Below are 12,873 nucleotides of genomic sequence, written 5' to 3' on the forward strand. Positions count from 1 at the left end.
AAATGTTACACCAGTACAAATAGATTGTTATTGTTACTACCATGTACTAATTTATAATTTAAAGCGAGGGTGGGTAAGGGGAATCTAGAGCATCAGATGCTCTGTTAGAGCTGTAAATGAACTACTTGTTCGTTTATGGCTTTTTCTTATTTCAAAATCACCGCTTTATCCAGTCGAAAATATGCAGAATATATCTTTTTTGATATAACAATATATAATCTTAATGAATTAAAACTTATAGGGAATTTTGTATCCCATGGTAATTATGTAACGGGAAATCTGAAAACTGCATAGGATTAATTTACTACTTGACACGTATTACGCAACACGATATTATAAACATATACTACGTTTTACGTAATATGGAGGTGTTTCTATTTTGGGAAAAGTGCAGGAATCTCCATTAACAGAAACTGCATTTCTTATTCTTCTGGCGATGTATCAGCCAAACCATGGTTATGGGGTGATGCAATTTGTGATGGAGAAGACAAATGGCAGGGTTGTTTTTGGACCGGGGACTTTATATGGAGCCATCAACAATCTATCCAAGAAAGGATGGATTAAAGCTTTACCTGCAGAAAAAAACGAAAGAAAAAAAGATTATCTTATTACTGATTTAGGGAAGTTACAAGTTGAAGCGGAAATGAAAAGATTAAAGGAAGTGTATAAAATCGGCGAGGAAATTTTAAGGAATGAAGGAGCTGAAATTGATGAGAAAGTTTAAGCTGTTTATGAATCCCGTTGAGGGCCAAGCACACTGGTTAAATGAGCAGGCTAAGAACGGCTGGAAACTGTCTAAAGTTGGAAGACTTTTCTATGAATTTGAACCAAGCAATCCCGGAGAATATCAGTATGCTGTAGATTATATCGGAAATAAATCTAACCAAGAAAGAATCAAATACGAAGAATTTATAAGTGAAATGAATATTACATATTATGAAAAGCCAATCAATCTGGGACACTTTTCCATAGGTAAGGTAAAATATCGGCCCTTTGCCGACAAAGGTGGGAAAATCGCAACATCACGAGGCATGATAAATCGAGAACTGTTAATTCTTGAAAAGAAGAATGATGGGAAACCTTTTGCTATTTATAGCAATATCACGGATAAAATCGAGGCTTTGAAAGAAAGAAGAAAACCGTATATCTATTTTATAGTTTTTACTCTCTTAATGGGATTATATATTTATTATACAAGAAAGCCTTTTTTCTCATCTACATTGTGGAATTACCATAATGATGATTTTAAAGGGATTTTAGCTTTCGGCGTAATACTAGGTTTACCGAGTGTTAAGTCGGGAATACGGGTTTTACAGCTTAGCTTGGCTATTCGTGGGTTAAGAGAAAAAATGAAAGTTCATGAGGTATGACGCAGGTCTTGCTGCAGAAGATTTTATCCGATTATTATAATTTTACAAACGACAATTTTAAAAAATAATATAAAAAATGCCTGAATACAAGCTTTGAAAAAAGCATATACGCAGATCAGTATAAACATTTGGCCTGCATGGAGCTGCATTTATTATCGGAAGCGCTGCAAGAACTGCACCGCAAGAAAAGGGCACTCTTTCCATGCTTTCATTTGATGAAATACGTGAAATGTCAAAAATCGGATTTATGGAGTTTGCAAGTCGCACATTTAACGCCCATTACTTTATAAAGGACAAAAAATCGGCATTTGTTGAAATGGATAAAGATGAGCTCGCTAAAGACTTTAAAGATATGGATAACTTCGTTTTTTAAGCCTTGCGTTGGTTAGGGTTGTAGTAAGAATAAAGCTATTGGCGGTATGCCGATAGCTTTATTCTTATTAAAATCTGAGGTTGCATACATTTTTAAATGAAATTTTTAATTCTTGATAGATTTTCTCTTCCCAATGTGAAATATTAAGTAGAAGGGTAAATAATCTACATGTAGAAAATTAGCCTATAGAAGGTGGTGCCCATTGAAAATAACCGAAGAAAATTTTATTGAACAGCTCAAAAAGGGGAATGAGAAAGCTCTCGAGTATGTTATTGACAATTATGCGTGGATTCTCAAGACAGTCATAAAAAAACATCTTTATCACCTTCCAAATTATTATGAGGAGTGTATGAATGATTGTCTACTAGGGATTTGGGAAAATATACGCTATTATGACCCTAAAAAGTCCAGTTTTAAAAACTGGGTAGGGGGAATTGCAAAATACAAATCACTTAACTATGTAAGGAAATATTTAAGAGACTTGGAAAATGAAAATATGGAAAATGTAACTATCCCTGCTGAAGATAATACACTCAAAGAGATCTTATCAAAGGAAATCAGCTTGGAAACCGAAAAAATGCTCAAGAGTTTATCAGAAGAAGATAGGGGAATTTTTATAAAGCTATACTTCGAAGATAAAAATATGGATGAGGTATCGTTTGATACAGGACTTACTAAACCCGTGATATACAACAGACTTTCAAGAGGCAAAAAGAGAATCCGTGAAGCGTTCAGTATAAAAGGAGGTTCCGGCAATGAGGGATTATAAAAACGCATATGAACTCTTGAATTACACCAAGATTAATCTTGAGGATTATGATAGAGAGGTTTTAAACGATGTTGAAAAACAAAGTTTAAAAAAATGTTTTAAAAAGAACAGGAAGCAAAGATTCAACTTTAAAAAATTTGGAATGATGGCTGCTGTTGCAGTTTTAGCTGTTGGGCTTTTAAGCCAGACAAATTTTGGGAGAAACGTTTATGCAGCTGCAGAGTCGAAAGTTTCAGAGATTTATTATTCTATTGGGGAAGCGCTGGGCATTAAAAGAAACATCGAGCCTTATGCAAATGTAATTAATCAAATAGTGGAACATAATGGAGTAGAAATAAAATTAACCGATGTTATCATAGACAAAGATGAATTAATTTTTTCTACAATTGCAAATGCAAATACACCTGTAGATTGGGTTAATTTTGATTATGATATTTTTATCAACGGCAAAAGACTAACAAATTACGGTGCCACCGGTAGTTCTAGGAGGATCGGAAATTCCGAAACTGCATTTTCCCACATTTATGCTGTTGACACTAAAGGAATTGATTTAGAAGAAAACATAGACGTAAAAATTATACTCCATAATTTAAATTATCGTATCGGCGAATCTGAAAAGGGGATAAAAGGAAAATGGGAGTTTGAATTTACGGCAAATGGCAGCGAATTAATGGCAAATTCCCATGCATTGCCAATGAATTACTCCTTCACTGTAGGTGGTCAAAAATATAGCTTGGAGGAATTTAGATACAACCCTGTAAATCAAAAATTTTTTGGAAAAGTAAAAGGCAAATCAAAAGATGCATATGCTATTGAATTAAGGGGCCATGACAATCTGGGAAATGAAGTTACATTTTTCCTGACCAGTGTATCCGGTGAAGATATAGTATTTAAATACGAAAACATCCACGGGGATTTATCTGATGAAATCACATCTATTACCCTGACTCCTTATGCTGCAAAATATCCTGAACAAAGTGGGAAAATGAGCAATGATTATAAACAGGTGGGTGAAGAGTTTACAATGTTTTTAATGAAATAGTGATAGCAAATAAGCTATATTAGGCTATGATGAAATCTAATTAACTGCCCTTTTTCTGGGCAGTCTTTTGCTTTTTATGCGTACAATCAGCACTTTTTACATAACTGTAAAAATTTTTAAAGCCTATTGACCTTCACTGCTAATTTTATATGGAACTATTTTCTATATAGTAACGTCTAAAGAGTAAAGAGGTGATTTTATGAAAAAGTTCATAGCAGCTACTATATTGATAACTGTTTTATGCTCTGCTGCCTTTGCGGTTTTGGCCAATTCCGGACCGGTGTTTTGGAAGGGATATCCGTCTTCGGATATAATGTTAATTGAGGAAAATTCTCCGATCACGGTGAAAAACGAAAATCTTATATTCGATTTTTCTGATGATAATGGTTCAGATTATACGATAGTGGGCAAAGTTACTGCCACTTATGAGATGGCTAACTCCGCGGATAAACCGCAGTCGGTACAGATGGCTTTTCCTTTTGTAGGAAGGCTTAATGAACTTTCTCCAAATGATATAACTATTGTAGCTGACGGCAGTTCTGTGCCGTATGATATTTTTATTGGGGATATAGTTGATAGCTACGGGGCTTCGGCACAGGATAAGGAACCTAGTTTTGAGTTTAAAGATATCGTAAATACCATTACATATGAACCTTATAAGGCGGAAAACTTTGCTGAAAATGAAAAGGGCAAGCTGTATACTATTTATGTGAAACCAATAAATGAACAAAGAATAAACTTTGCCGTAGATTTTAATTTCGACTCTAAAAAAACTAAAGTACTTACATATGGATTTAACGGATATGAACGAAATGGAAATAATGTAAGAATCGACACTTGGTGTTATAAACCGGAGATTTTACAAATTTATGTTTTAGGCGAAGACATTAATTTAAATATAAATGCTTATACTGACGGAGAACTTAGCAAAAAAACCGATTTATTTACGCATCAGATTTTGACAAAAGAAGTGGAGCTTAAACCATATCTAATGGAGTATATAAGGAATAATGATTACAGAAAAAATAATGGTATGTTTTCCGATATCCAATTGTATAACCTGTACGCAAAAGTCCTTGATAATTACTTTACTGAAAATATGGGCTATAGCTCTGAGCATGACCTTTATGGATATGGAAATTGCCAACGAATATTAACCCTTGTTTACACCGTAAAGTTTCCCGACAACAGTGAAAAAGAGGTAAGCGTAAGTTATAATGCATCCGGAACTATGGATAAGAGAGAAACCTCCGAACCATTATATTCCTTTGACTATATTTTGAATCCAGCCAAAAACTGGGAAGATTTTAAAAACCTAAATATTACGATTATAACACCACGAAAAGCCCCACATATTGTAAAGAGCAGCACCAGGTTTACTAAGGGAGAAAATAACACATACACGGCAACCTTGTCTGAGCTCCCTGAAACTGACTTGTCATTTACACTCTACGCTCATGAGAAAATCACGCTGCTCGATAAGATTCAAGGCAAACTAGGGAGAAATTTATGGCATTTTACCTTTCTTTTGATATATGCAATAGTATTTATGATTATCGGAATAATCATTGTTAAGCTTATTCTTAGAAGTAAAAAGAATAGGTATATCTGATGATGCATTACAGACTCGATAACTCTTTTTATAATTTCACATAAACCTTCGATAATGATTCCATATTTTTATCAGACACTTATTAAAGTGCCTTACGAATTATAATAAACGTAGAAAGGACGTGATGATGAAATAACACGTCCTTTTTGCTATAATTTACATGAGGTGGTGAAAAAACAATGTCCTATTGTATATATTTGGTAGAAGATGATAAAAACTTAAATTTGGTATTAACTTCTTATTTGCAAAAAGAAGGATGGCAAGTAGTATCTTTTTTAACTGGCAATGAAGCTAAGCAGGCCATTGAAAATCCTCCTGACTTGTGGATACTTGATATAATGCTTCCGGATATAGATGGCTACCATCTGCTGCAGGAAATTAAAGCAGTTTCACCACAAGTGCCAATTATCTTTATTTCTGCAAGAGATGCTGATATAGACAGAGTAGTTGGCTTAGAGCTAGGCAGTGACGATTATTTGGCCAAGCCATTTCTCCCCCGGGAACTGGTCATTCGAAGCCGTAATCTTTTGGAGCGAATATATAGTCCAAGTGCTCAAACACATACAATTTCCCCATATATAATTAATGAAGCAAGTAGAATGGTGAAACTGAACGAAGAAGTAATAGACCTTACTTCAAAAGAGTTTGACCTGTTGCTTTACTTCGTTAAAAATCAAGGGCTTGCAATATCCAGGGAGCAAATACTCACCAATATATGGGGGACCGACTATTTCGGCTCTGATCGCGTTGTCGATTATTTTGGTAAAGACTCTTTTTAAAAGGCTTTCTGCAATAATGGGTTTGGCTTTCATACTCAGTTGGCTTCCATCGCTAGGCCTAGCCAGATACCTAACAAGGCCGCTGGTAACCCTGGAAAAACGAGTAGAGAAATTGGCCGACAGGGACTGGCAAGAGCCTATTAAATTAGAGCGAAATGACGAAATAGGCAGGCTGGGGAAGTCGGTTGAACAGCTCAGACAGCAATTAGTACTTCAGGATGAAGCCCAGCAATCTTTCTTGCAGAACATTTCCCATGAACTCAAAACCCCGGTCATGGTAATCCAAAGCTATATTCAGGCCATTAAAGACGGCATATTTCCCAAAGGTGATTTAACCCGAACATTACAAGTAATAGAGGAAGAAGCGGATAGACTGCAAAAACTCATTCACAACCTACTCTACTTGACCAAACTTGATTATCTGGCTACACATAAGCCGACTCGAGAAATTTTTGAAATGGATAAACTGATAAAGCATGTTGTAGAAAGACTGCGCTGGCATCGGAAGGAATTGGATTGGTCGCTTAAACTCTCACCGATAAAGATAAATGGGGATATTGAACAATGGAGGGTAGTCCTTGAAAATTTGCTGGATAACCAGATACGCTATGCCAACAGTAAGATTGATATTGCTTTAACGTCTGAGGACGAAACTTCTGCTATTCTTCACATATATAACGATGGACCTAACATAGAGCCTGAAATCATGGAAACCCTCTTTCAAAAATACAACAAAGGATATAAAGGCAAATCAGGTCTTGGCCTTGCTATTGTAAACCGCATAGTTTCCCTGCATGGCGGCAAAATCCGAGTTGAAAATGAAGAAAATGGTGTTTCATTTTATATATCGGTACCTAAGGCGGTATAGAAAAGATAAACCAGTATCAAACCAATTAAACTTTAGATACAGACCTACAAAACTCAGACCAAACTTTATGGCCTGAGTTTTTGTGTAATTTTTTTACTTATTTGTACAATATTTTGTGTTAATATAACAAATCCCAGTGATAGGCTATTATAATAGTAATAGGTCAATAAAACAAAATATTTATAAGGGGGATAAAAGTGAGAAAATTTAAATTCCTGTCATTGGTTTTAGTTGCAATCTTGTGCATGACAATTTTTGCTGGTTGTTCAAGCAGTGAACCCAAATCTGAACCCGCACCTGAACCAGCAGAAAAAGCCGAAGAACCTAAAAAAGATTTGAGTCTTACTATCTATGCAGGCCTAATGGAAGATCATGCTCAAGCAGCTGCCAAAGAATTTGAAAAGGAAACAGGGGTTAAGACCAGTGTAGTCCGCATGAGCGGTGGCGAGATACTTACCCGAATTGAGGCAGAGAAAGAAAACACAAAAGCCTCTGTTTGGTATGGGGGACCGGCTGATACATTTATTGCAGCAAAAGAGAAAGGGTTGTTGGAAGCATATGTATCGCCAAATGCAGCTAAAATACCCGAACAATTTAAAGATCCTGAAGGCTATTGGACCGGTATCTACAAGGGCTATTTAGGCTTTGTATGCAATGGAAAACTACTAAAAGAGAAGAATATAGAAATTCCCAAAACCTGGGAGGATCTATTAAACCCTGCACTTAAAGGCCAGATAGTTGTGGCAAACCCTGCATCTTCAGGGACTGCTTATACTTTGATAGCTACGTTGGTGCAGTTATGGGATGAAGATAGAGCTATGGATTATTTAAAGAAATTAGATGAACAGATAAGACAATATCCTAAAACCGGTTCAGCCCCGGCGCAAATGGCTGGAATGGGTGAAGCCATGGTAGGAATTTGTTTCATGCATGATGGTATAAAATACTACGAAGAAGGATATACGGACATAGTTTTATCAGCACCGGAAGAAGGGACAGGGTATGAGATAGGAGCTGTAGGTATTATAAAAAATGCTCCTGACCTAGAAGCGGCAAAGATTTTTGTCGATTGGGCCTTGACTAAGGAAGCACAGGAATTGGGTCAGCAGTACGGCTCATATCAATTTTTAACAAACCCTGATGCCAATCCGCCCAAGCAAGCAGAGCAGCTAAAAGATACAAAACTCATAGATTACGATATGGAATTTGCCGGAAAGAATCGTGCAAGATTAGTTGAAAAATGGCATGAGGTAACAAATAAGTAGAAACTAAGAAATGCATGATTGAGTTACTCAATCATGCATTTCTTAAAAAGGCAGAAAGGGTGCAAAAGTATGGTTGTAAGAACCAAATTACTCAGCGATTTTAAAGATATGAAAAAAATTTTACGAGATCCAATTTTGCTTACTACTATTATTTTTGTCATTATTATTTTATTAACTTTTATAATCTATCCCTTATATTCCGTATTAAATGAAAGCTTTGTAGAAAACGGCAGATTTACTACCTCGTCATACATCAGGATTTTTAGCAATCGTGATTTTCAAAACACATTAAAAAACACCCTGATTTTAGGAGTTGTAGTAGGAGTGCTTTCTACGGCAATAGGATTTATCTTTGCCTATGCTAATGTGTATCTCGATACCGGTCTTGCCAAGCTATTTGACATAGTTTCTATACTTCCGATTGTTTCACCGCCTTTTGTGCTAGGGCTTTCAGCCATATTGCTTTTTGGGCAGCAGGGAATTATCACAAAAAGATTGTTAGGCATACAAAATGCAAATATTTACGGATTTAAAGGTTTAGTCATGGTGCAGGTAATGACTTTCTTTCCGGTAGCTTATTTGGTGCTCAAAGGCTTACTTTTAAATATGGACCCGGCATTGGAAGAGGCCTCACGAAATATGGGAGCATCTACCTCTAAAACATTTTTGAAAGTGACCTTGCCCCTTATGACACCGGGAATTGCAAATGCATTTTTACTTGTATTTATAGAGGCTGTAGCGGATTTTGCAAATCCAATGTTAATCGGCGGTAACTATTCAACTTTAGCTACCCAAATATATTTACAGGCCATAGGCAACTATGATATGCAGGGAGGTTCAACTATTGCTGTAATACTTTTATCACTTTCCATACTGCTCTTTGTAGTGGAAAAATATCTGGTAGAAAAAAGATCGTATATAACTGTTACAGGAAAATCCTCAAGAAAGCGAGAACTTATAACCGATCATAGGATAGTTTTACCGATTAAATTTATATGTCTTGGTGTAACAATTTTTGTAATATCTTTTTATATATTAGTGCCAATTGGAGGCCTTTTTAAGACATGGGGCGTAAATTTTTCGCTAACATTAAATCACTTTAAATATGTGTTTAACATTGGACTCAAGCCTTTTACCGATACGATTTTCTTATCAGCTGTAGCTACGCCTATAACAGGGATACTATCCATGATTATAGCCTTTTTAATTCAGCGAAAGAAATTTATCGGCCGAAGTTTTGTAGAATTTGCTTCGCTATTGGCTATGGCTGTACCCGGTACGGTTCTAGGAATAGGGTATATATTGGCTTATAATACCAAGCCACTGCTTTTGACCGGAACCGCTGCGATTATAATTATTGCCTTTATTATGAGAAGCCTGCCTGTGGGAGTAAGGTCCGGCGTTGCGGCACTGGCGCAGATAGATCCTTCGATTGAAGAAGCGGCTCAAGACTTAGGTGCAAACACCTTTCAAGTTTTTACTTCAATTACCTTGCCGCTTATTCGACCGGCATTTTTCAGCGGCCTTGTTTATTCCTTTGTGCGCAGTATGACAGCGGTAAGTGCGGTCATTTTCCTCATATCGGCCAGGCATAATTTGCTTACTACTCAGATTATGGCTCAAGCTGATGCTGGAAGGTTTGGAGTGGCATGTGCTTATTCTACCATATTGATTTTTATAGTTTATGCTGCAGTTTATATAATGAATTTCGCACTTACAAAAATGCAAGTTGGCCAACAGGAAATTATATAAAAACGGAGGTTAATATGGACAGCAAAGGTGTATATATACAAGAATTAACTAAAATATACATAGATCCGAAAGGTAACCAGATAAAGGCCGTAGATAATATATCGGTGAATATAAAGCCCGGAGAGTTCGTCACCCTTTTAGGCCCTTCCGGTTGCGGAAAGACCACAACCCTTAGGATGATAGCCGGTTTTGAGATTCCCTCATCGGGAAATATATATTTGGGTGACAAAAAGATAAACGACTTACCTCCGGATAAAAGAGATACGGCTATGGTATTTCAAAGCTATGCCCTTTTTCCTCACTACAATGTATTTGACAATATCGCTTATGGCTTAAAAATAAAAAAACTTCCCGCACAAGAAATAAGAAACAAGGTTTCAAAAATCTTGGAAACCATAGGCTTGCAGGGGATGGAAAAACGATTTCCAAACCAACTGTCCGGAGGTCAGCAACAGCGCATAGCTTTAGCACGAGCTTTAATAATGGAACCGGGGGTTTTGCTTTTTGATGAACCGCTTTCTAATTTGGATGCTAAGCTTCGGGTTTATATGAGAAGTGAAATTCGAAGGATTCAACGACAGTTCGGTATAACTGCAATATACGTTACACATGATCAGTCGGAGGCAATGAGCCTTTCAGATAAAATAATAATTATGAATGAAGGAATAATCGAGCAGATAGGAACCCCCTTGGAAATATATTATTCACCTAAGACGGAATTTGTGGCGGATTTTATAGGGATAGCTAACTTTCTAGAAGCTAAAATTATCTCTAAAAAATCAGATAAAGCTATAATACTGCTTCAAGGCAAAGAAATTGAAGTAGCATATTCAGGCGATAAAAAACCGGGTGAAAAATGTAAGCTTATTATAAGGCCTGAAACCGTAAAGATTTCTAAAACAGGTCAATTTAAAGGTATAGTTAAATCCTCCACTTTTATGGGTTCATATCAGGAATATACTGTTGAATGCGGGAGTCATACTGTGCAAATACATGATGTAAACCCAAAAGTTAAAACCGTATTTTCCGAAGGTGAAGATGTCGGGATTGAGCTTTTACCGGAAAATATTCATATAATCTAGTGCTTACTGACTTATAGAATAATAAGAGGGGTTGGAGATAAGCTTTCCAATCCCTTTAAATATTTTACACTATAATAGCAGGAATAAGAATCCAAGCAACGAATTTATAAAGAGGGAGGGAGGCTATGATTTCAAAGATAAAAACCTCTTTTGGAGGGAAATTATTTGTATTTTTCCTAATCATCGGTATACAACCTCTCTTGTTTATGACTGCAGCAGCATACATGAATACTAATGAAATGATAAAAGAAAAGATTAATTCATCAATCTATGAAAATATAAAAATTGTGGGTAATTTATTAGACTCATCTCTGGAGACTTTTTTAAATATGGCTAGATTTATATCCCACAGTGATGATGTGAAAACCCTATTAAACAAAGAATGGTCGGACGGGTTTGAGAGCAAGTTTGCCGATGTTCAAAAAGTATACAAACTTACGAATCTTTTAACCGCCGCTCACAAAAACGAGGTTCCGGTATATATCGTAGGCGTAAAAAAATATAATCGGTTCAGTACCACAGACCATCTTCCGCCGATATATGCCACCTTAAAAGGTGAGATATTCAATCAAATTGATGCGGCGACTAAACATGAAGTTATATATACGCAAAGGCGTTTTGACGCTATCAAAAGCAAAGATATAGTCCTGACTCTAGGCCGTAAGATTCGTGATGATGCTTCCGACGAAGTCTTAGGGTATGTAATCTTGGATATATATGATGAATACTTTGATAAAGTATTAGATAATGTAAAGGTTTTTGAAGGCAATAATGTATATGTCTTGGACAAAAACGGAGTTATTATTACGGATAAGCGAAATAAAAACATGACAGGTTTTAAGTTCTACGATGAATATTATGATATTGTAATGAATAACCAGGAAGGCGAGTTTTTATGCAATATCGGCAATAACGACTATATAGCGTTTTTCACTACTCTTGCCGATACAGGGTTTAAAATAGTCGAGATTATTCCATCAAAGGTGTTATATCGTGACAAAAGAATTATAATTAAATTTTTTATAATAATTGCTTTGATTTTTTCCTTAATTTCTATCGGAGCTTCGTTCTTTTTATCAAAAAACCTTTCCCACCCCATTAACTATTTATCTGATTTGATGAAAAAGGTTGAGAATGGTGATATGGATGTAAGATTTGATTTAAAAAGGGATGATGAAATTGGTCTTTTAGGAGAAAGTTTCAATAAGATGATAAAGAATACCAAAGATCTCATAAATAAGGTTTACATAAAGCAATACCTTCTTAAAGAAGCAGAGTTTAAAGAGTTAAAATCTCAAGCAAATCCTCATTTTATTTATAATACCTTAGAATCAATAAATTGTATGGCAAAGCTGAAAGACTATGAAGGTATAACCGACATGGTTATAGCATTAGGCAAGTTTTTACGCTACAGTTTAAACAAAAACAGTGATATAGTTACGATTAGAGAAGATATAGAGCAGGTAAAAAACTATCTAACCATACAGCAGATCCGATTTGGAGAAAAAATCACGATAAACTTTGATATTGATGAGAGATTATATGATAAAAAAATACTGAAATTTTTAATACAGCCGTTGGTAGAAAACGCTATAATCCACGGTTTGGAACCTAAAATTGGCAAAGGGTTTATAAACATTAGGGGATATATTAGCGATGATTTAATTGTCTTTGATATTGAAGATGATGGAGTTGGCTTTGGAATGAGCTCAAAATCAGGTTTTGGTTTAGGTATGAAAAATGTTGATAAATTAGTAAAAATCCATTATGGAAAGGAATATGGCTTATCACTGCCTGAAAAATCCGGAATAACTTGTGTCAGGCTGACTATACCAAATACAGATTGATAGTGCGAAAACATCCAATCTGCTCTTCGCCAAATTAAATATAATGGAAATCTAAAGGAATATAGGCTGTTACTTAAAATACCTCCCGGCAAAACGAAACTGGGAGGTATTTTA

General features: G+C 35.7%; 12 protein-coding genes. All 12 read left to right on the forward strand.

Going from position 1 to position 12,873, the window contains the following annotated elements; all coding sequences use genetic code 11:
• Positions 1-379 precede the first annotated feature (379 nt).
• The 12 genes from BUC45_RS08465 (at position 380) to BUC45_RS08520 (ending at position 12,759) form a co-directional block, all read left to right on the forward strand.
• Positions 380-724, forward strand: coding sequence for a helix-turn-helix transcriptional regulator (locus BUC45_RS08465; RefSeq protein ID WP_013777870.1), 345 nt, complete (start codon positions 380-382; stop codon positions 722-724).
• The gene (locus tag BUC45_RS08470; RefSeq protein ID WP_013777871.1) at positions 711-1,370 is read left to right on the forward strand and encodes a DUF2812 domain-containing protein; all 660 of its coding nucleotides are present in this window, start codon (positions 711-713) and stop codon (positions 1,368-1,370) included. The genes BUC45_RS08465 and BUC45_RS08470 overlap by 14 nt, the downstream gene beginning before the upstream one ends.
• A gap of 202 nt (positions 1,371-1,572) precedes the next feature.
• The gene (locus tag BUC45_RS08475) at positions 1,573-1,743 is read left to right on the forward strand and encodes a hypothetical protein (RefSeq protein ID WP_013777872.1); all 171 of its coding nucleotides are present in this window, start codon (positions 1,573-1,575) and stop codon (positions 1,741-1,743) included.
• 202 nt (positions 1,744-1,945) lie between these two features.
• Positions 1,946-2,512 (forward strand): sigma-70 family RNA polymerase sigma factor, encoded by a 567-nt coding sequence (locus BUC45_RS08480; RefSeq protein WP_296971627.1) that lies wholly within the window; start codon positions 1,946-1,948, stop codon positions 2,510-2,512.
• Positions 2,499-3,554 carry a DUF4179 domain-containing protein gene (locus BUC45_RS08485; protein ID WP_296971629.1) on the forward strand — a complete coding sequence of 352 codons (1,056 nt, stop codon included), beginning with the start codon at positions 2,499-2,501 and terminating at the stop codon, positions 3,552-3,554. Before BUC45_RS08480 ends, BUC45_RS08485 begins: the two co-directional genes overlap by 14 nt.
• Before the next feature lie 199 nt (positions 3,555-3,753).
• Positions 3,754-5,166 (forward strand): hypothetical protein, encoded by a 1,413-nt coding sequence (locus BUC45_RS08490; protein WP_296971630.1) that lies wholly within the window; start codon positions 3,754-3,756, stop codon positions 5,164-5,166.
• Positions 5,167-5,345: 179 nt separating this feature from the next.
• The gene (locus BUC45_RS08495) at positions 5,346-5,945 is read left to right on the forward strand and encodes a response regulator transcription factor (RefSeq protein ID WP_296971631.1); all 600 of its coding nucleotides are present in this window, start codon (positions 5,346-5,348) and stop codon (positions 5,943-5,945) included.
• Positions 5,926-6,813, forward strand: coding sequence for a HAMP domain-containing sensor histidine kinase (locus tag BUC45_RS08500; protein WP_296971633.1), 888 nt, complete (start codon positions 5,926-5,928; stop codon positions 6,811-6,813). The genes BUC45_RS08495 and BUC45_RS08500 overlap by 20 nt, the downstream gene beginning before the upstream one ends.
• A 197-nt stretch (positions 6,814-7,010) precedes the next feature.
• The gene (locus BUC45_RS08505; RefSeq protein WP_296971635.1) at positions 7,011-8,078 is read left to right on the forward strand and encodes an ABC transporter substrate-binding protein; all 1,068 of its coding nucleotides are present in this window, start codon (positions 7,011-7,013) and stop codon (positions 8,076-8,078) included.
• 69 nt (positions 8,079-8,147) lie between these two features.
• Entirely contained in the window at positions 8,148-9,830 is a 1,683-nt protein-coding gene (locus BUC45_RS08510) for an iron ABC transporter permease (RefSeq protein ID WP_296971637.1), read from the forward strand.
• 14 nt (positions 9,831-9,844) lie between these two features.
• Positions 9,845-10,912, forward strand: coding sequence for an ABC transporter ATP-binding protein (locus tag BUC45_RS08515; protein ID WP_296971640.1), 1,068 nt, complete (start codon positions 9,845-9,847; stop codon positions 10,910-10,912).
• A gap of 125 nt (positions 10,913-11,037) precedes the next feature.
• Positions 11,038-12,759 (forward strand): sensor histidine kinase, encoded by a 1,722-nt coding sequence (locus tag BUC45_RS08520; protein WP_296971642.1) that lies wholly within the window; start codon positions 11,038-11,040, stop codon positions 12,757-12,759.
• The last annotated feature ends 114 nt before the right edge of the window (positions 12,760-12,873 follow it).

Origin of the sequence: Tepidanaerobacter sp. EBM-38 (assembly GCA_001896545.1) — a bacterium.
Lineage (GTDB): Bacteria > Bacillota > Thermosediminibacteria > Thermosediminibacterales > Tepidanaerobacteraceae > Tepidanaerobacter.

Bases quoted from the DNA above. Each gene is read 5' to 3' on its own strand.
- BUC45_RS08470 (WP_013777871.1), top strand. From the start codon at position 711: ATGAGAAAGTTTAAGCTGTTTATGAATCCCGTTGAGGGCCAAGCACAC.
- BUC45_RS08510 (WP_296971637.1), top strand. From the start codon at position 8,148: ATGGTTGTAAGAACCAAATTACTCAGCGATTTTAAAGATATGAAAAAA.
- BUC45_RS08485 (WP_296971629.1), top strand. From the start codon at position 2,499: ATGAGGGATTATAAAAACGCATATGAACTCTTGAATTACACCAAGATT.
- BUC45_RS08520 (WP_296971642.1), top strand. From the start codon at position 11,038: ATGATTTCAAAGATAAAAACCTCTTTTGGAGGGAAATTATTTGTATTT.
- BUC45_RS08495 (WP_296971631.1), top strand. From the start codon at position 5,346: ATGTCCTATTGTATATATTTGGTAGAAGATGATAAAAACTTAAATTTG.
- BUC45_RS08475 (WP_013777872.1), top strand. From the start codon at position 1,573: ATGCTTTCATTTGATGAAATACGTGAAATGTCAAAAATCGGATTTATG.
- BUC45_RS08490 (WP_296971630.1), top strand. From the start codon at position 3,754: ATGAAAAAGTTCATAGCAGCTACTATATTGATAACTGTTTTATGCTCT.
- BUC45_RS08515 (WP_296971640.1), top strand. From the start codon at position 9,845: ATGGACAGCAAAGGTGTATATATACAAGAATTAACTAAAATATACATA.